Origin of the sequence: Mycobacterium sp. NPDC051804, assembly GCF_044452905.1 — a bacterium.
Lineage (GTDB): Bacteria > Actinomycetota > Actinomycetes > Mycobacteriales > Mycobacteriaceae > Mycobacterium.
The window spans coordinates 450,105-467,470 of the sequence record NZ_JBITCD010000006.1 but is presented as its reverse complement, the minus strand read 5'-3'; the positions used below and the strand labels follow the sequence as shown (position 1 = coordinate 467,470).

Annotated in this window: 17 protein-coding genes; 6 read left to right on the top strand and 11 right to left on the bottom strand. The window is 67.9% G+C overall.

Annotated features, from left to right (window positions below):
* Positions 1-58: 58 nt before the first annotated feature.
* Positions 59-619, bottom strand: coding sequence for a TIGR00730 family Rossman fold protein (locus ACIA48_RS25160; RefSeq protein ID WP_396737998.1), 561 nt, complete (start codon positions 617-619; stop codon positions 59-61).
* 29 nt (positions 620-648) lie between these two features.
* Here ACIA48_RS25160 and ACIA48_RS25155 point away from each other — a divergent pair, with 29 nt between their 5' ends.
* Positions 649-2,736, top strand: coding sequence for an AAA family ATPase (locus ACIA48_RS25155; protein WP_396737995.1), 2,088 nt, complete (start codon positions 649-651; stop codon positions 2,734-2,736).
* Position 2,737: 1 nt separating this feature from the next.
* Here the strand turns inward: ACIA48_RS25155 and ACIA48_RS25150 are convergent, their stop codons facing one another.
* The 4 genes from ACIA48_RS25150 to dapE all read right to left on the bottom strand — a co-directional run bounded on the left by ACIA48_RS25150 (position 2,738) and on the right by dapE (position 7,459).
* Positions 2,738-3,460, bottom strand: a complete 723-nt coding sequence (locus ACIA48_RS25150) for a hypothetical protein (protein WP_396737992.1) — start codon at positions 3,458-3,460, stop codon at positions 2,738-2,740.
* A 12-nt stretch (positions 3,461-3,472) separates the two neighbouring features.
* Positions 3,473-4,597, bottom strand: a complete 1,125-nt coding sequence (locus ACIA48_RS25145; protein ID WP_396737990.1) for a hypothetical protein — start codon at positions 4,595-4,597, stop codon at positions 3,473-3,475.
* A 76-nt stretch (positions 4,598-4,673) separates the two neighbouring features.
* Positions 4,674-6,311, bottom strand: coding sequence for an ABC-F family ATP-binding cassette domain-containing protein (locus tag ACIA48_RS25140; protein WP_396737988.1), 1,638 nt, complete (start codon positions 6,309-6,311; stop codon positions 4,674-4,676).
* Positions 6,312-6,391: 80 nt separating this feature from the next.
* On the bottom strand, positions 6,392-7,459 hold the full coding sequence (gene dapE, locus ACIA48_RS25135) for a succinyl-diaminopimelate desuccinylase (protein ID WP_396737985.1): 1,068 nt from the start codon (positions 7,457-7,459) through the stop codon (positions 6,392-6,394).
* 15 nt (positions 7,460-7,474) lie between these two features.
* On the opposite strand from dapE, the gene dapD reads away from it, so the two are divergent.
* Positions 7,475-8,428 (top strand): 2,3,4,5-tetrahydropyridine-2,6-dicarboxylate N-succinyltransferase, encoded by a 954-nt coding sequence (dapD, locus tag ACIA48_RS25130; RefSeq protein ID WP_396738481.1) that lies wholly within the window; start codon positions 7,475-7,477, stop codon positions 8,426-8,428.
* Here dapD and ACIA48_RS25125 read toward each other — a convergent pair.
* Positions 8,425-9,609, bottom strand: a complete 1,185-nt coding sequence (locus tag ACIA48_RS25125) for an ROK family protein (protein WP_396737982.1) — start codon at positions 9,607-9,609, stop codon at positions 8,425-8,427. The genes dapD and ACIA48_RS25125 overlap by 4 nt on opposite strands.
* Before the next feature lie 53 nt (positions 9,610-9,662).
* On the opposite strand from ACIA48_RS25125, the gene ACIA48_RS25120 reads away from it, so the two are divergent.
* Complete coding sequence (locus ACIA48_RS25120; protein ID WP_396737979.1) at positions 9,663-10,841, top strand: MFS transporter; 1,179 nt, start codon at positions 9,663-9,665, stop codon at positions 10,839-10,841.
* Between the two features lie 6 nt (positions 10,842-10,847).
* On the opposite strand, the gene ACIA48_RS25115 is transcribed toward ACIA48_RS25120, so the two are convergent.
* From ACIA48_RS25115 to ACIA48_RS25105, 3 genes are read right to left on the bottom strand one after another with little or no spacing between them, the layout of a single operon-like run.
* A complete protein-coding gene (locus ACIA48_RS25115; RefSeq protein WP_396737976.1) occupies positions 10,848-11,438 on the bottom strand; it encodes a M15 family metallopeptidase in 591 nt (196 codons plus the stop codon).
* The gene (locus ACIA48_RS25110) at positions 11,435-11,791 is read right to left on the bottom strand and encodes a VOC family protein (RefSeq protein WP_396737973.1); all 357 of its coding nucleotides are present in this window, start codon (positions 11,789-11,791) and stop codon (positions 11,435-11,437) included. Before ACIA48_RS25110 ends, ACIA48_RS25115 begins: the two co-directional genes overlap by 4 nt.
* Positions 11,782-13,188 (bottom strand): acyl-CoA synthetase, encoded by a 1,407-nt coding sequence (locus ACIA48_RS25105; protein ID WP_396737970.1) that lies wholly within the window; start codon positions 13,186-13,188, stop codon positions 11,782-11,784. The genes ACIA48_RS25110 and ACIA48_RS25105 overlap by 10 nt, the downstream gene beginning before the upstream one ends.
* 21 nt (positions 13,189-13,209) lie before the next feature.
* Between ACIA48_RS25105 and ACIA48_RS25100 the strand changes: the two genes are divergently transcribed.
* The 3 genes from ACIA48_RS25100 to ACIA48_RS25090 are packed head-to-tail and all read left to right on the top strand — an operon-like array spanning position 13,210 to position 14,732.
* Positions 13,210-13,746 carry an NUDIX domain-containing protein gene (locus tag ACIA48_RS25100; protein ID WP_396737967.1) on the top strand — a complete coding sequence of 179 codons (537 nt, stop codon included), beginning with the start codon at positions 13,210-13,212 and terminating at the stop codon, positions 13,744-13,746.
* Positions 13,747-13,782: 36 nt separating this feature from the next.
* Entirely contained in the window at positions 13,783-14,178 is a 396-nt protein-coding gene (locus ACIA48_RS25095) for a YybH family protein (protein WP_396737965.1), read from the top strand.
* Positions 14,179-14,228: 50 nt separating this feature from the next.
* Entirely contained in the window at positions 14,229-14,732 is a 504-nt protein-coding gene (locus ACIA48_RS25090; RefSeq protein ID WP_396737962.1) for a hypothetical protein, read from the top strand.
* Here the strand turns inward: ACIA48_RS25090 and ACIA48_RS25085 are convergent.
* Entirely contained in the window at positions 14,726-15,688 is a 963-nt protein-coding gene (locus tag ACIA48_RS25085; RefSeq protein ID WP_396737959.1) for a proline dehydrogenase family protein, read from the bottom strand. The genes ACIA48_RS25090 and ACIA48_RS25085 overlap by 7 nt on opposite strands.
* Position 15,689: 1 nt before the next feature.
* Complete coding sequence (gene pruA / locus ACIA48_RS25080) at positions 15,690-17,318, bottom strand: L-glutamate gamma-semialdehyde dehydrogenase (protein ID WP_396737956.1); 1,629 nt, start codon at positions 17,316-17,318, stop codon at positions 15,690-15,692.
* Positions 17,319-17,366: the final 48 nt, after the last annotated feature.

Sequence of the window (17,366 nt, the reverse complement as noted above, 5' to 3'; positions counted from 1 at the left end):
TGCAGTCCCCTCCGGTGTTCGCTTTTGAACACCACCCTATCGGCGCGGGTGAGGACGATCACCCACGCGGTCCGCAGGCGGCAAGAGCCGCCTCGACGTCATCGACGACCACCAACCGGTCCAGCGCCCGCTGGGTGACGTAGCCCGTGTCGATCAGCCCGTGCAGCCAATTGAGCAAACCGGTGTAGTGCCCGAACGGGTCGAGCATCACCACCGGTTTGTCGTGCATACCCAGGTAGCCGGCGGTCCAAGCCTCGAAGAACTCCTCGAGTGTGCCGATACCGCCAGGCAGAGCTATGAACGCGTCGGCGCGGTCCTCCATCACCTGCTTGCGTTCGCGCATGGTGTCGGTGACGACGAGTTCGTCGGCGTCGATGTCGGCGACCTCGCGGTGCACCAGCGCTTTGGGGATCACTCCCACGGTCTGACCGCCGCGCGCTCGGGCCGCGACCGCCAACGCTCCCATCGCCGACACGTTGCCGCCACCGGACACCAGCGTCCAGCCGCGGTCCGCGATCGCGCCACCCACCTGCTCGGCGAGCGTCAACAGCTCCGGATGCGTCGGACCTGACGCGCAATAGACGCAGACCGCCCACTCGCGGTCGGGTTCTGGGGACACACACTAAAACGTAGCCATAGACTCGCGCCGTGCCAGTGGAGTGGGTGACCGTGCCGCTTGAACCGGCACTGAAAGCCCTGGAAACCGGTTGGGGAACCCGGGCCGGGACGGTGATCATCGGTCCCGCGGGAGTCGGCAAGACGACGCTGGCGCGTGCCGCGGTAGACCGTCTGGGCGACCGATTCGACCGCGTCGATTGGGTCACCGCGACGACGCCGTCGGCCGCCATTCCATTCGCCGCGTTCAGCCACCTCATCGACGTCCCCGATGCGGGCAAGACCGCGGAGGTGCTGCGCGCGGCGCGTGCAACGCTCGGCGACGGACGACTGCTGGTGATCGACGATGCGCATCTGCTGGACAAATTGTCCGCGGCACTGGTCTACCAGCTGGCGGTGAGCGGCGCCGCGTCGCTGATCGTGACGGTCGCACCCAACGGGCCTGTGGTCGAAGAAATCTCGGCATTGTGGGATGACGACCTGCTGAATCGGGTCGACCTACAGCCCCCCGGCCACGACGACAGCAGGCTTGCCGCTCTGGTCGACGAGTTCGTCAACGCCCTTCCCGCGTCCGCGCATCGGGTGCTGGAGTACCTCGCCGTCGACGACCCGTTACCGCTGGCGGAGTTGGCCGACCTGGTCGGCCGCGATGCCGTCACCGAAGCTGAGTCGGCGGGCGCCATCACCGTCGACGGCGACCATGTGCGTCCGGCCCACCCGTTGTTCGTCGACGCGGTTCGCGACGCGCAGGGCGGGCCTGAATTACGCCGATTGCGAACCGATTTGGTCGAACGACTCGGTGCCGCACCACCTCGTGATGTGGTGGCGATGCTGCGACTGGCCGTGCTCGGACTGGACAGCGATCGTCCGCAGCCGACCGCCGAAATCGTCGCCGCCGCGGGTGAGGCCCTGCGCCTCGGCGACCTGGTGCTTTCCGAGCGGCTCGGCCAGGTTGCGCTGCAACGTGCGGCGTCCCTGCCCGCCCGGCTGACGCTTGCCTACGCCCTCGCCTGGCAGGGCCGGGGCCGCGATGCCGAATCTGTTCTGGCTCAGGTGGATCCGTCCACGCTGTCGGAACCCGAGTTGATGGCGTGGGCATTGCCGTTGGCCGCGAACCAGTTCTGGATGCTGTCGGAGCCGGAGAAGGCGACCGCGTTTCTGCAGGCGACCCGCAACAAGGTGGCCTCACCCGCCGCCCGAACCACCCTCGACGCGCTGTCAGCGACGTTCGCGATGAATGCCGGCGGTCCGGCCCGGGCGCTGCAGATCGCGGACGAGGTGCTTACGTCACCGTCGGCCGACGACACCGCAATCGGGTGGGCATCGGCTGCGGCGGCGTTGAGTTCGGCCCGCATGGGACGCTTCGGTGAAGTCGACGCATTCGCCGAAAGAGCCATCGCCGCTGGGCATCCGGGACTGCTGCGGTTCACCAGTGGATTCGGCCAGACGACCGCGCTCGTGATGGCCGGCGATCTGGACAGCGCACAGGAACTGGGGCAGCAGCTCACCGACTTCGCCCAGCTGCAGCAGCCCGGACGTGCGATCGGCGAGGTGCTGGTGGCCGATGTGCTGATCGCGAAGGGCGAACTCGATACGGCGGTGCGGCTACTACGGAGAGCGGCGGGGGCGTTGGCGCCGACCGGCTATTCCTGGGGACCGCTCGCGTGGATGCTGTTGGCACAGGCGCTCGGCCAGCAGGGTGCGACGGTCGAGGCAGGAAAGGCGTTGTCCCGAGCTGAGTCTCGACACGGATTGAAGTCGATGCTGTTCGCGCCGGAACTCGCGCTGGCTCGGGCATGGACCATGTCCGCGCGGGGCGACAAACACGGCGCCGTCACGGCGGCGCGCGACGCGGCCCGAAGCGCGGAACGCGGCGGGCAGACAGCGGTCGCGTTGCGGGCCCAACTGGATGCGGTGCGGCTCGGCGATCTTCGCGCTGCCGACGGTATCGCGCGTGCCGGCGTCGAATGCGATTGTGCACTAGGGCAATTGGCGCTCACCTACGCTCGCGCGTTGGTCGGCCGCGACGCGGCGGGACTGCGCGAGGCGTCACAGCAGCTGACGGCGATCGGCATGCACCGTGCGGCCGCCGACGCTGCCGCGCAGGCCGCCGAAAACTGACTTAGAGCCTGCGGCCCAGGTCGTCGTCGGTGGCGGGCCCCGGCGGTGCGACGGGCGCCGCGCCCGCGCCCTCCTGCGGTCCGGACGCCAAGCCGCCCTCGTCGGCGCGCAGCAGCGGTTCGCGCTGCGGCGCTTGCTGCACGGGCTGCTCGGTCGGCCGGTCTTCACGTTCGGCGCGCTCCTCGAGGCGCTCCACCCGCTCTTCCAGCTGGTCACGGCCCGGCTGCGCCGCGGGAGCCGTACCAGGTGGCTGGCCCGGTGCCGGCGCACCACCGGCAGGAGCGCCACCGACCGGCGCACCGCCGCCCGGTGACTGACCACCCTCGCCTCCGCCACCTTGAGCGGCCTTCATCACCTGCTCGATCAGCGATCCGAACATGCCGGACCCGCCCTGAGCCGCCTGTGAGGGCGCACCCGCCATCTGGCCCGCTTGTTCGCCGAGCTTGCCCAGCATTCCGACCACCTGACCGACGGACTGCGATCCGGACTCGTCGCCCGTCGCATACGCCGCCTGCGACTCGACCACCTTGCCCGAGTACATGTGCTCCTTGGCCGCGAGCGTGGCGACGTTCGCCGTCAACTGTGCGGCCAACGTCGGAAGCACAGCCGAGATCGTCGCGCTCATCGCGTCCGCGCCCGGCGGAAGCATTGGGATCTCCGGCAATTCGATCTGTGCCGCAGTCCAGCTGATGTTCTCGGGCTTCTTCAGTGGGCTACCGGTCACTGCTCTCCCCCATCACCAGTCATCGTCGTCGTCGCCCTCGTCCAGGTCATGATCGAGCAGCTCGGGTATCGCGAGCCCCTGCGCTGTGCCACCGCCACCGTCGCCGCGCTGGCCCATCATCGGGCCCATACCGCCCATACCGCCGGCCGCGGCCATCGGTGCCACACCGCCGACCGCACCGGCGCCGGCCAGGGCACCTTCGGGCGGCGCGGTGGACACGGACTTGGTGTTGCCGCCCACCAGGTTCGCCATCAACGGCGTCTGCGACGGCACCCCACCCGACCCGGGCAGCGAGGCCGCGCGGGTCATGCCGGCACCGCCGCCCGCACCGCCCCCGCCGGTCAGCGGGTGATTGGAGAATGACGAGAACGGCAGCCCGGCCGCGCCCATCGCATCCGACTTGCCGCCCTGGCCGAACATCGAGGTCAGCTGCTGCAGCGGTTGGGACAGCTGCTGAAGCGGCTGCATCATCTGCTGGGGTATCTGCATCAGCATCTGTGGAAGCTGCCCTGCCATCTGCCCCATTTGGCTGAGCATCTGCATCGCCTGGTCGGAGCCCCCAGCGGCCTGTTTGGCAGCTTCCTCGGTGGAATCCTTGGCCTCTTTGGAGCCGGGCACCAACCCAGCGCCGGGCAGCGGGAGGCTGGGCGGCACCCCGAGCGTGTTCGCGAGCTCGGTCGTATTGGTGGTGATGTTGGCCATGTTCTGCGAGAGGCCCATCATTGCCCGGCTGCGGGCCAGCTCACCGGCGTTGGGCAAGGGCATCGCTGCGATGGCTTCGCACTCGACCTGCGTCTCCTGCGCGATGGTGTTGGCCAGCAGTTTCGTCTTCACCACCGTGGCCTCCATCGCGCGCAGCTTCACCGCGATCGCGGTGGCGTGCATGGCGTTGGCTTCGTGACCGCCGATGATCGTGGTCGCCTCGCCTGCGGCGGCCAGCGCTCCGGCGCCCTCCCACTCATTGGTGAGCTGCATCAGCTGTCCCTGCTGCTGAGGGACAATCGTGCCGCTGATCTTGGCCGCCAGCGCCTCGAACTTGGCGGCCGTCGCCGCCAGCATCTCTTCGTCGACGTTCGGCCAGCCCGGACCGGTCACTGTCTGACCGCCGTACGGGCTGGTGTCGGGCTCGATCGCCATAGGGACCGAATTTACCGTGCCGGCGGTAGCTGCCCGTCCGCAAATTCTGTCCGTCAAGATCGACGATCAGCGCCGACTAGTCCGATTCCAGCCGTCCTGCCGATAGCCGCAGGGTGCGCTGTACGCCGATCTGCGCCAGGAACCGCTCGTCGTGGCTGACGACCACGAACGCTCCCTCATACGCATTCAGCGCCGATTCCAGCTGCCCGACACTGACCAGGTCGAGGTTGTTGGTCGGCTCGTCGAGCAGCAGCAGCTGCGGTGCCGGCTCCGCGTAGAGCACACACGCCAGCGTCGCGCGCAGTCGCTCGCCTCCCGACAGCGCCGAAACCGGCAGGTGGATGCGGCTACCGCGAAACAGGAACCGGGCCAGCAGATGCATACGCCGGGTTTCGGACAGGCTGGGCGCCCACGCGGCGAGGCTTTGCGCGACGGTCGACTCGGGGTCGAGCAGGTCGAGTCGCTGCGACAGGTACGCCACTCGGCCGTCGGCACGAGTGACGGTCCCGGCGTCGGGTGCCAACTCGCGTGAATCCGATGTCGCCCCCGGGGCGGCTCCGGCGATGATGCGCAGCAGCGTCGACTTACCCGCACCGTTGGGCCCGGTGAGCGCGATGCGTTCGGGACCGCGGATCGTCAGCTCGGCATCGGTGAACAACGTCCTCGGGCCGCGGCGGGCGGTCAGCCCCTCGGCCCGCAGCACTGTGCGGCCGGCGGGCACATTCGTCTCGGGCAGTTCCAGCACCAGCATGTCGTCGTCCCGCAGTGCGCGCTCCGCCTCGTCGAGGCGTGTCTTCGCATCGGCGACGCGCGCAGCGTTGACCCCGTCGATCCGGCCCGCTGATTCCTGCGCGCTGCGCTTCCTCGCGCCGATGAGGATCTTCGGCAGCCCGGCGTCCTTCACGTTGCGCGCGGCCGTGGACGACCGTTTGGCCGCGCGTTCGCGCGCCTGCTGCATCTCGCGCTTCTCGCGTTTGAGATGTTGTTCGGCGTTGCGGATGTTGCCCTGTGCGACGCGCTGCGCCTCGTTGACCGCTTCCTCGTACATCGTGAAATTGCCACCGTAGAACAACATTTCGCCACGGTGCAGTTCGGCGATGCGGTCCATGCGGTCGAGCAGCACGCGGTCGTGGCTGACCAGCAGCAGGCATCCGGTGAAGTCGTCGAGCGCGTCGTACAGCGCCTGCCGCGCGTCGACGTCGAGGTTGTTGGTCGGCTCATCGAGCAGCAGCACATCGGGCTGCCGGAGCAGCTGCGCGGCCAGCCCGATCGTGACGACCTCGCCGCCGGACAGCGAGCCGAGGCGACGGTCGAGATCGACGTGGCCAAGCCCGAGCCGGTCCAGCTGCGCGCGGCTGCGGTCTTCGACATCCCAGTCGTCACCGATGGCGGCAAAAACGTTGTCACGGGCGTCGCCTGCGGCCAGCGCGTTCAGTGCCTCGATGACGGGCGCGACGCCGAGCACTTCGGCGACTGTCATGTCCGCCGAGAACGGCAGCGTCTGGGGCAGGTAGGCGACGGTGCCGTCGACGCTGATCGAACCGCCGGTGGGCTTGCGGTCGCCGACGATCAACTGCAGCAGCGTGCTCTTACCCGCACCGTTGGGTGCGACCAATCCGGTGCGGCCCTCGCCCACGGTGAAGGACAGGTCCGCGAACAGGCAGGCGCCGTCGGGGAACGCGAATGACAAGGCAGAACTGGTAATAGAAGACATGCGAGAGATCTCTCGTAACAGAAAACGACTGGGACACCGGAGTCGTTGTCTCACCGCATGCTTCCAGAGTACGGATCAGGTCAACCGGTTAAATATCTCCGCAGCATGTCGGTGGCAGCGGTGATCGCCGCGGTGTCGACGCGCTCGTCGACGCGGTGCGCCAGATTCGGATCGCCCGGCCCGTAGTTGACAGCCGGGATGCCGAGCGCCGCGAACCGCGCCACATCGGTCCAGCCGTACTTCGCCCGCACCTGTCCCCCAGCCGCGTCGACCAGTGCCGCAGCGGCGGGTGCCGTCAGACCCGGCAGTGCACCGCTGGCCGAGTCGGTCAACTCGATCTCCACGTCGAGCCCGTCGAACACCTCGTGCACGTGCGTGGTGGCGTCGGCGACGCTGCGGTCGGGGGCGAACCGGAAGTTGACGGTTACCGAGGAGGCGTCGGGGATCACGTTGCCCGCGATTCCGCCGTCGATACGAACGGCCGACAACCCCTCGCGGTACGTGCAGCCGTCGATGTCGACGTTGCGTGCTTCATAGGACGACAGCCGGTCCAGGACCGCACCGAGTTTGTGGATTGCGTTGTCGCCCAACCAGGATCGCGCCGAATGCGCACGGGTACCCGAGGCCCTCACAACGACACGAAGCGTGCCCTGGCAGCCGGCTTCGATGTACCCGCCCGAGGGCTCGCCGAGGATGGCGACGTCGGCCTGCAACCACTCGGGCAGTTCGCGTTCGATACGGCCGAGACCGTTGGCGCTCGCTTCGATCTCCTCACAGTCGTACATCACCAGAGTGATGTCGTGCGCGGGTTCTGGCACCGTCGCCGCCAGGTGCAGGAAGACGGCGTCACCCGACTTCATGTCGGACGTGCCACAGCCGTGCAGGACGCCGTCGGCCAGCCGACTGGGCAGGTTGTCGGCGACGGGAACGGTGTCGGTATGGCCCGCGAGCAGCACGCGCGAGGGCCGGCCCAGGTTGGTGCGCGCGAGCACCGCGTCGGCGTTGCGGACGATCTCGAATCCGGTCGTCTGCTCGCGCAGCGCGGTTTCGATCTCGTCGGCGATGCGACGCTCGTCGCGCGATTCGCTGGGGATGTCCACCAGCGCCGCGGTCAGAGCGATCGGGTCGCCGTGCAGATCTAGAGCCACGTGCCTGACGTTAGTCTGAGCGGCGTGACTTCTGCTGCAGGTACAGGCCTGGCGACGATCGCGGCCGACGGAACGGTCCTGGACACGTGGTTTCCGGCGCCGGAACTGGGTGCCGATGGCCCCGCGGGTACGACCCGGCTGTCGGTCGCCGAGATTCCCGAGGAACTGGGCGTCCTGACCGGACCCGACGAGGACCGCGGCGTCGAGATCGTCGCCGTCCGGACGGTCATCTCGTCGCTGGACGACAAGGCGACCGACGCCTATGACGCGTATCTGCGGCTGCACCTGCTGTCGCACCGGCTCGTGGCGCCACACGGACTGAACGCCGACGGCTTCTTCGGCCTGCTGACCAACGTCGTGTGGACCAACCACGGGCCGTGCTCGGTCGACGGCTTCGAGATCGTGCGCGCGCGGCTGCGCCGACGCAGTCCGGTGACGGTGTACGGCGTCGACAAGTTCCCCCGGATGGTGGATTACGTGCTGCCGACCGGCGTGCGCGTGGCCGACGCCGACCGTGTCCGCCTCGGAGCGCACCTGGCCTCGGGCACCACCGTGATGCACGAGGGCTTCGTCAACTTCAACGCGGGAACACTGGGCAATTCGATGGTGGAGGGCCGCATCTCGGCGGGCGTGGTCGTCGACGACGGGTCCGACGTGGGCGGTGGCGCGTCGATCATGGGGACGCTGTCCGGCGGTGGTACCGAAGTGATCTCGGTGGGCAAGCGCTGCCTGCTCGGCGCGAATGCCGGACTGGGCATCTCACTCGGCGACGACTGCGTGGTCGAGGCCGGGCTCTACGTCACCGCAGGCACCAAGGTACAGACCGCCGACGGTCAGACGGTCAAGGCGCGTGAGCTCTCGGGTGCGAACAACCTGCTGTTCCGGCGTAATTCGACGACCGGCGCCGTGGAGGTCGTCAAGCGTGACGGCACCGGCATCACGCTGAACGAGGCGCTGCACGCCAACTAAACGTCCTGCAGGGCAACCCAATCCGCGACACCTGCCGGCGTGACGACGTGGTCGAGCGCGAGTTCGACGGCGCCGTGCAGGGGTCCGTCCTCACCATGAACGCCGTCGCGCACGGGTGGTGGCGTCGGTTTGCGGAACGTCATCAACGCGTCGCGGTACGCGTCGGCGAAAGCCTCCGGCGCAGCGGCGCGTAACGGCACCGCTGCGCCGCCGAGCGTGACGATGTCGGGATCGTGCAGGTTCACCAGCGCACCGATACCCCGCCCAAGCGATGACGACACGGCGGCCAGGGCGCGCCGGGTGCGCGCATCCGGATTGTCGATCATCGCGTGCACGTAGCCGACCGCGTCGTCGGGTGGCGGGTCGCCAAGGTGACGCGCGAGGGCGCGTCCGTCGATCGTCAGATCCCAGCAGCCGCGCGCGCCGCACGGACATTCCAGATCCGGTGCGGCGAAAGGGATGTGGCCGTATTCGCCCGCCGCGCCGTGGGCACCGGTCACGGGTTCACCGTTGACCACCAGCGTGCCGCCGATACCCTGCGCGACGATAAGGTGCAGCGCGGTGGCCGCTTCACGCGCGGCACCGGTGCGCGCCTCGGCCAGCCCCGCCAGCGTCGCGTCGTTGCCCACCACAAGGCCGATGTCAGCGCGATCGCTGACCTTCGCAGTGAGCACGGACAGGTCCACGTCGGTCCATCCCCGGGATGGGAACTGGCCCAACCGCACACCACTGACGGGTCCCGCGACCGCAATCGCAATCGCCCGCAGGCGCTTCGTGTTCCGCCGGTACACCGTTCCAATCGCCTTGGCCACCCGTGCGAGTGCGGCATCCGGATTGTCGGCATACCCGGACTGGGTGACGACTTCTGACTGCCCGTCGACACCTGCCAGCGCCAGCCGCCAGTCACTGGCCCGCAGATCGACCGCGAGCACCAGCGGCCCTTCGGCGTGCGCACCGAGCAGGGTTGTCGGCCGACCACGTCCCTGCGCCGGCGCCGGTTCCTCGTCCAGCAGCTTGGCGTCACGCAGCCGGGTCGCGAGCTCCGTCGCGTTGCCGCTGCCGATGCCGAGGCGCTGAGCGGCGGCGGTCCTGGTGATGCCCGGCTCGGATCGCACGACATCGAGCAGCGCTGCGGCACCCAGCCAACGCGACTGTGCCGACTGCCTCGGTTCGTGAGCCATCAGCGGGAGTATCTCATTTTATTTACTCGCCGAACGAGTATATTCTCGTCGGCGTGACCCTGACCACCGATCGCGCCGCTGCCCCCGGGCTCCGAAGCCGCCTACCCGGCCTGCTGTCGCTCGCGCTGGCCTCTGGCCTGGCGGTGACCACCGAGATGCTGCCCGTGGGTCTGCTGCCCCAGATCGGTGCGACGTTCTCCACATCCGAATCCATCACCGGACTACTGGTCACCCTCTACGCGGTGATGGTGGCCACCCTCGCGGTTCCGCTGACCATCGCCACCACGCGCTTCGGCCGACGCCCCCTGCTGCTGATGACCGTGCTTGGCTATGTCGTGAGCAACGCGCTCGTCGCCGCCGCGCCCACGTTCGAGGTCGTAGCGGCGGGTCGCGCGATCGGCGGCCTGACGCACGCGCTGTTCTTTTCCCTGACGATCGGATACGTACCGCGCCTGGTTGCGCAGTCCGATGTCGGCCGCGCACTCGCGATCGTTTCCGGTGCCGCGTCGGCGGGATTCGTTCTCGGAATGCCTCTTTCGACGTCACTCGGGACCGCCGCGGGGTGGCGGATGTCGTTCACCGTGCTGGCCGTGCTGTCATGCCTGACATTCATCGCGGTGTACAAGCTGCTGCCCCGGGTGGATTACACGCCGCATAAGCATCGGCGGAACCAGAAGGGCCGGGGTGCACTCGTGGCCGTCTGCGCATCCAATCTGCTGACGTTCCTCGGGCATTTCACGGCCTACACGTTCATCAGTGTGCTGCTGCTCGCCGGCGGCGTCAGCCCGGCATTCCTCGGCCCGATTCTGTTGGCGTGCGGCGCGTGCGGGCTGATTGGCCTGTGGTGGGTCGGACGCAATCTGGACCGCAGTCCACGTCGCACCGCCGCGGTAGCACTCGGTGGCGTCATCGTCGCGGTAGTGGCACTTGGCATTTCATGGCCGATGCTCGCCGCGGTGCTGGCCGCGACGGCGTTGTGGAGTGCCGCGTTCGGCGGCATTCCGTCGATCTATCAGGCGGCCGCGGTGCGCACGCATGCGCTGCCGCCCGAACAGGCGGGAGCGTGGGTCAACTCCACGGCCAACGTCGGCATTGCCGGCGGCGCCGCGATCGGTGCGGCACTGCTGCCGACCGCGGGGCTGATGTCGCTACCCTGGGTGGCGGCCATCCTGGCCGGTCTCGGGCTCGCCGTGGCCTTGATGGCACGAAAGGCGTTCCCGCAGAAGGTCTGACGCCCCTCAGCCGGTCGCGTTCGGCTTCAGCGGCGGGCAGCGGCCCTGGTCGTCGGTCGCGAGTTCGAAATGCCAGATCTCATTCGCAAAGATTTGACACAGCCCGAATTGCTTGCCATTGGCGATCAGCCATTTGTCGGCCTCCACCGGGGCGATGTCGACGGCCTTGCCCTCAACGTGTTTGGACGTCTCCGGCGACGCGACGAACTGCCGGGCCGCGTCGACGCTGCCGTAGAAACGCACCCCGTCGTCAAACAGACGCTGCTGGAATCCCCTCGAGCGCCATCCCGAATTGATCCGGATGTCGACCTTCTCGGTCGCGGCCTTACGCGTAGCGTCCTGAATCGCCGTGAGCAGCGCCGGATCCAACAATCCGACAATCGGGTTGTCCACGTCGAACGGGCTCAGGGTGATCCCGTCGGGCAGCCAGCCGCCGAAGGTATCGATGGCCCCGGTGCCGATGTCGAGGGATCCGTTGGTGTCGCTCGGCGCCGGCGGTGGCGGAGGTTGCGCATGCGCCGTCGCGACCGTGGCCAGCAGCAGTAAACCCACCGCCGCGAAAGCGCTGAATGTCGTGCGAACTGCCGGCGCGGTCAATCGTCTGCGGCAGCGAGGATGCAGAATTCGTTGCCCTCCGGATCGGCCAGCACCACCCAGCTCTCGTCCCCGCCCTGCCCGACGTCGACCCGTCGCGCACCAAGGCCCAGCACTCGCTCCACCTCGGCCTGTTGATCGTCGGGGCGGAAATCCAGGTGGATGCGGTTCTTCACCACCTTCTCATCGGGGTTCGCGATGAAGATCCAGGGCACGCCCGCACCTCGAGGTGGGTGCAGTCTGACGTCGCCGTCCTCGTCGACATCGTGCGGCCAGTCCAGCACCTCTGACCACCAGCGTCCGAGGGCGGTCGCATCGCGAGCGTCGATGCAGATCTCGTCGAACCTCAGGCCCATCGCGCCAACTCCTTCTTCAACACCTTCCCCATGGCGTTGCGCGGAAGGCTCTCGACCACCCGCACCTCCCGCGGCCGCTTGTGCACCGAAAGCTCCTGGGCAACATAGTCGATCAGCGCCTGCGGATCGGCGTCACCGACGATGAACGCGACGATGCGCTGGCCGAGATCGTCGTCCGGGATGCCCACCACCGCGGCTTCCGTCACACCCGCATGTCCGAGCAGCGCGGTCTCGATCTCACCGGCGCCCACCCGGAAGCCGCCGGTCTTGATGAGGTCGACCGACTCGCGACCGACGATGCGGTGCATACCGTCGGCGTCGACGACCGCGACGTCGCCGGTGTGATACCAGCCGTCGGCGTCCAGCACATCGGCGGTCGCGTCCGGACGATTGAGGTAGCCGTCGAACAAGGTTGCGCCCCGAAGATGAAGCCGCCCAATGGTTTCACCGTCATGTGCGACCGATGCACCGGACTCGTCGAGCAACCGCGTCTCAATTCCGTTCAGCGGTAGACCCACCCACCCCGGACGGCGCTCACCGTCGGCACGCGTGCTGATCGTGATCAGCGACTCGGTGGATCCGTAGCGTTCGATGGGTTGGTGGCCGGTCAGCTCGGCCAGTCGCTCGAAGACGGGCACCGGTAGCGGCGCACTTCCGGACACCAATAGGCGCGCCGAGCGCAGCGCCGACGCCGCGGCGGAGTCCTCGACCACCCGCGACCACACGGTCGGAACGGCGAAGTACAGCGATCCGCCCGCTGCGGCGTAGAGGTCGGGTTTCGGTTTTCCCGTGTGCACGAACCGATTTCCGATCCGCAGCGATCCGAGCAGCCCCAACACCAACCCATGCACGTGATACAGCGGCAGGCCGTGTACCAGCGTGTCGTCAGGCGTCCACTGCCAAGCTTGCGCCAAGGCGTCGATGTCCGCAGCGATCGCACGCCGGCTCAGGACCACACCCTTCGGCGGACCCGTGGTGCCGGACGTGTAAATGATCAGCGCAGTTGCATTGGGCTGCGGCTCGGCATAGCGGTGCCATGACCGCGCGTGTAACCGCACGGGGATGTGGGCAAGACCGCCGGTGTCGGTCGGCTTCTCCCCCAGCCACGCCTGCGCTCCGGAGTCGGCGAGGATGTGCGCGCGTTCGGCGGCGCCGACGTCGGCGGGTACCGGGACGACGGGCACGCCGGCGATCAGGCAGCCTGTCACGGCCAGCACGGTCGTGGCGGTCGGGGTCGCGAGGACCGCGACGCGTTGCGCGCCTGCCACGCGCTCGGCGACAGAAGTCGCGGCACCGACCAGGTCGCTGCGGCTCAGTACCGCTCCATCGATGCGCACAGCGTCGCTGATATCGGCGCCTGCCGCCACTGTCGCGGGGTTCAAGGAGGACAGCAGCACGTTCGTGAGGATACTGGGCTCGTGAATCGGATCGAGACAGTTGCCTCGCGGGAGATCTACCGAAACAACTGGCTCACGCTGCGCGAAGACGACATCCGGCGACCCGACGGCACCGACGGCATCTACGCGGTCCTCGACAAACCGACGTACGCGCTGGTGATCGCCCAGGACGGCGACCGGTTCCACCTCGTCGAGCAGTTCCGCTACCCGTTGGGCATGCGGCGATGGGAGTTTCCCCAGGGCACGGCACCGGGTTTGAAGCACCTCGAACCCGCCGAGCTCGCCGCACGGGAACTGCGCGAGGAGACAGGCCTGCGCGCGGACACGATGACGCGGCTCGGCCAGCTGGACGTGGCGCCGGGCATGAGCAGCCAGCGTGGCTGGGTGTTTCATGCGACGGGTATCACCGAGGGCGAACACGACCGGGAGGACGAGGAACAGGACATGCGCAGCGCGTGGTTTTCCCGTCCCGAGGTGGAGCGGATGATGCGCGACGGCGACATCACCGACGCTCAATCCATCGCGGCGTATGCGCTGTTGCAGTTGTCGCAGTGCTGATCGATGAGTTTCGAACCGCGCCGCGGTCTACCTGGTATGAGTGACGAGGCCACCATCCGCGAACTGATCATCGATTGGGCCGCTGCGGTACACGCGGGCGATCTTGATTCTGTGCTGACAGACCATGATTCGGACATCGTGATGTTCGACGTCCCGCCGCCGCACCGGGGTCTGCGTGGCATGGATGAGTACCGCGACGCGTGGCCGCCGTTCTTCGACTGGCAGCGCCAGGGCGCGGCGTTCGAGATCGAGGAACTGGACGTCACCGCGGGCGCCGACGTCGCGTTCGCGTGGGCGCTGTTGCGGTGCGGGAAACCCGAGGACTTCGAGACCAACCCCGACAACCGCCTGCGGTTGACGATCGGCATGCGGAAGCGAGACGGCCGGTGGGTCGTCACCCACGAGCACCATTCGTTCTGCTCGACCGACTAGCGCGGCGCGCCGTAGACGCGCCTTGGGCGCGTGCGGATACCGTCACGATCGTGTTCAGGCGACCCAAGTTCCTTGTCGCGGCGATCGTCGCCGCCGTCCTCGGCAGCCTCGTGATAGCACCGCACGCCGCAGCGACCGGACAGATCTGGAACGGCAAGTTTTCGCTGCTGCGGTACGCGGCCTCGAAGACCGGCACCAGCATGGCCGCCCGCCAGTACGAACCCGACTTCAGCGACGTCTATCTGTTCGCCACCGACTGTTCGACGGGTACCTGCGTGTCCACCGTCCTCGACGGCCCCAAGCCCGCGAACCCCACGCTGCCATTGCCACCCCGCTACACATGGGACGGCACCCGATGGGTGCACGTCTACGACTGGCAGTGGGATTGCTATATGGGTGAGGGCGTGCCGAAGCAGTGGAACCCCGCGCATTCGGTCGCGTACTACACCCCGCAGGCCGATGGAACGCTGCGCGGAGTCTGGCGCACCGACATCAACGGCGGACCGTGCGACGGCAGCGTCATCATGAACGTCGCGGCATATCCCGCTCAGTGACGCCTTTCGGCCAGCGCGCGCAAGAAGAAGGTCAGGTTGGCGGGACGCTCTGCCAGGCGGCGCACGAAATAGCCGTACCACTGCGTGCCGAAGGGCACATAGACCCGGACATGGCTACCCTCGTCAGCAAGTCGACGCTGCTCGGCGTCGCGAATTCCGTAGAGCATCTGATACTCGAAATCATCTACGCCCCTGCCGAACTCGCGGACCAGCGTCGGAACAGCCTCGATGATCTCCGGATCGTGTGAGGCGACCATCGGATAGCCGTCACCGGCCATCAGCACCCGCAGACACGCGAGGTACGACGCGGTGACGTCCGCACGATCGCGATACGCCACCGACGCAGGCTCGTCATAGGCGCCTTTGCACAGCCGAATGCGCGCACCGGACGCGGCGAAGTCCCGGCAGTCGGCCTCGGTGCGCCGCAGATAGGCCTGCAAAACGGTGCCCAGCCAACCGAATTCGGTGCGCAGATCGCGGACGATGGACAGCGTCGAGTCCGTCGTCGTGTGATCCTCGGCGTCCACGGTCACCCACGCGCCCGCACGCTGTGCCCGCTCGCAGATGGTGTGCGCGTTCTCCAGCGCGATCTTCTCACCGTCGCGGGGCAGCGCCTGCCCCAGCGCCGACAGCTTCAACGACACCTCGAGCGGCCGCACTGCCGTTGCGCGCTCGGTACGACGGTCCAGCGCGTCGAGCAGTGAAAGGTAGGCGTTGACGGTGGCGTTCGCCGCGTCGACGTCGGTGACGTCCTCGCCGAGATAGTCGATCGACACCAATCGGTCCGAATTTCGCAGCTGCGCAACGGAGTCCAGCGCGTCGGCCACCGTCTCACCGGGCACGAACCGATGCACCACAGCCCGCGTGACGGGCAAACGTTCGGCCGTGCGACGCAACCCGCTCGACCGGCTGGCGGCCATGATCGCCGGGCGGGCGACCTTGTCGAACACGCTCACGTCAAACACCCATGTGGGGGTAGGTGTGGTTCGTCGGCGGGACGAACGTCTCCTTGATCGACCGCGCGGACGTCCACCGCACGAGGTTGAGCGCCGAACCCGCCTTGTCGTTGGTGCCCGATGCCCGGGATCCGCCGAACGGCTGCTGCCCCACCACCGCACCGGTCGGCTTGTCGTTGACGTAGAAGTTGCCCGCTGCATGGCGTAACCGCTGCTCGGCCGTCAGCACCGCCGCACGGTCATCCGCGATCACCGCTCCGGTCAGCGCGTACCGCGCGCCGTTGTCGACCACGTCGATGATGCGCTCGTAGTCGGCGTCCGGGTACACGTGCACCGACAGGATCGGCCCGAAGTACTCGGTGCTGAACGACTCGTCGGCCGGGTCGTCGGACAGCAGGACAGTGGGCCTGACGAAATAGCCCTCACTGTCGTCGTATTCGCCGCCGACTGCGACGGTGACGTTGGCAGCGCTCTTGGCGCGCTCGATGGCAGTGACGTTCTTCTCGAACGCCCGCTCGTCGATCAGCGCACCACCGAAATGGGTTAGGTCGGTGACGTCGCCGTAGCTCAATGCTTCGGTGGCAGAAAGGAAATCGTCGCCCATCTGCTGCCACACCGACCGGGGGATGAACGCGCGGGATGCCGCCGAGCACTTCTGCCCCTGGTAGTCGAACGCCCCGCGGATGAGCGCGGTGCGCAGCACGTCGGGCCGTGCCGACGCGTGTGCCAGGACGAAATCCTTGCCGCCGGTCTCCCCGACCAGTCGCGGATAAGTGTGGTAGCGGTCGATATTGGCGCCAACTTCACGCCACAGGTGCTGGAACGTTCCCGTCGACCCCGTGAAGTGAATCCCAGCGAGCCGCGGATCGGCAAGTGCCACATCAGAAACCGCGATTCCGTCACCGGCCAGCAGGTTGATGACGCCGGGCGGTAGACCGGCCGCCTCGAGCAGCTGCATGGTCAGGTACGCGGCGAACGTCTGGGTCGGCGACGGCTTCCACACGACGGTGTTGCCCATCAGCGCGGGCGCGCTGGGCAGGTTGCCTGCGATCGCGGTGAAGTTGAACGGCGTGATCGCGTAGACGAATCCCTCGAGCGGCCGGTAGTCGGTGCGATTCCAGACACCGCGCGTGCTGATCGGCTGTTCGGCGTGGATCTCGCGCGCGAAGCCCACGTTGAACCGCCAGAAGTCGATGAGTTCACACGCCGCGTCGATCTCGGCCTGGTAGGCGGTCTTGGACTGGCCCAGCATCGTTGCGGCGCACAACTTCTCCCGCCAGGGTCCGGCGAGCAGATCGGCGGCACGCAGGAAGATCGCGGCGCGCTCGTCGAACGGTGTGGCTTCCCAGCCGGGCTTGGCGGCCATCGCGGCATCGATCGCGGCCGTCGCGTCGGTGTGCTCGGCGTTGGCGAAGGTGCCCAGCCTCGCGCTGTGGCGGTGTGGCTGTACCACGTCGGCGCGTGCTCCGCCGCCCATACGGTGGGTGCCGCCGATGACGTGGGGTAGGTCGATCGGGTCGGCGGCGAGCGACGACAGGGCGTCGGTGAGCCGGGAGCGCTCCCCTGATCCAGGGGCGTAGTCGAGTACCGGCTCGTTGGCCGGAGCGGGCACGTCGGTGATGGCGTCCATGCAGTAAGGATCCCGCTCACCAGGCGTTGATCCGATGGTCGATCCGAC

What these genes read in the sequence shown, in the direction of transcription:
- ACIA48_RS25140 (WP_396737988.1), bottom strand. Translation starts at nt 6,311, where the DNA reads ATGTCTTCTATTACCAGTTCTGCCTTGTCATTCGCGTTCCCCGACGGC.
- ACIA48_RS25125 (WP_396737982.1), bottom strand. Translation starts at nt 9,609, where the DNA reads ATGGCTCACGAACCGAGGCAGTCGGCACAGTCGCGTTGGCTGGGTGCC.
- pruA (WP_396737956.1), bottom strand. Translation starts at nt 17,318, where the DNA reads ATGGACGCCATCACCGACGTGCCCGCTCCGGCCAACGAGCCGGTACTC.
- ACIA48_RS25145 (WP_396737990.1), bottom strand. Translation starts at nt 4,597, where the DNA reads ATGGCGATCGAGCCCGACACCAGCCCGTACGGCGGTCAGACAGTGACC.
- ACIA48_RS25110 (WP_396737973.1), bottom strand. Translation starts at nt 11,791, where the DNA reads ATGGGCCTGAGGTTCGACGAGATCTGCATCGACGCTCGCGATGCGACC.
- ACIA48_RS25095 (WP_396737965.1), top strand. Translation starts at nt 13,783, where the DNA reads ATGAGTGACGAGGCCACCATCCGCGAACTGATCATCGATTGGGCCGCT.